A 796-nucleotide genomic window follows, 5' to 3' on the forward strand; every position below is an offset into this window, starting at 1 on the left:
GTTCGTCGCCATGCAGGCGCGCCAAGCCCAGGACATGGAGGCGTTCTTCGCCCGCATCACCGAACAACTGCGCGGCAAGCGGGTGTTCATGACCAGCACCTTCCACGTGATGTACGACATCGCCAGGGCCGGCCTGGAGCGCGGAGTACGCAATGTCTTCGCGCCCGACTCGGCGATCCTCACCGGTGGCGGGATGAAAGGCGTTGCGCTGCCGGACGATTTCATGGACGTCATCAAGGACTTCCTCGGCGTCGACCGGATCCAGATCGGTTACGGCTTCTCCGAGTCAAGCACCTTTCATTGGGGTTGCAGCGAGGGTCGCTACCACGTCGCACCCTGGGTCATCCCGTTCGTCCTCGATCCCGACACCAGCGAGCCGCTCCCCCGCACCGGGGTGCAGACCGGCCGCGCGGCCGTTTACGACATCCTGCTGCGCGCGCACTGGGGCGGCGTCATCTCCGGCGACGAGGTGACGATCGACTGGGACCGGCGGTGCCCCTGCGGGCAGGCGAGCCTCGCGTTCGAAAAGGACATCATGCGCTACAGCGAAAAGAAAGGGATCGAAGACGACCGGATCACCTGCGCCGCAACACAAGAGGTGCACGACGAGGCGGTCAACTTCATGAAGGGCGTGGACCTGTGATCGCCTACACCGTCCCGCTGTTCTTGCGCGGACGGGTCATCACCGACGACCTCGTTGGGTTCGACACCCGCCGCGGTGCCGCGCAGTTGTTCGGTGATGCGGGCGAAGAACGCCTCCATGTCCTGGGCTTGGCGCGCCTGCATGGCGACGAAC

At 65.2% G+C, this 796-nt stretch carries 1 pseudogene; it reads left to right on the forward strand.

Annotation, left to right across the window (positions count from 1 at the left end):
- A pseudogene (locus tag A5706_RS33700) lies at window positions 1–643 on the forward strand (hypothetical protein); the annotation flags it as partial.
- Between the last annotated feature and the right edge of the window lie 153 nt (window positions 644–796).

Origin of the sequence: Mycobacterium sp. E796, from assembly GCF_001672815.1 — a bacterium.
GTDB lineage: Bacteria > Actinomycetota > Actinomycetes > Mycobacteriales > Mycobacteriaceae > Mycobacterium.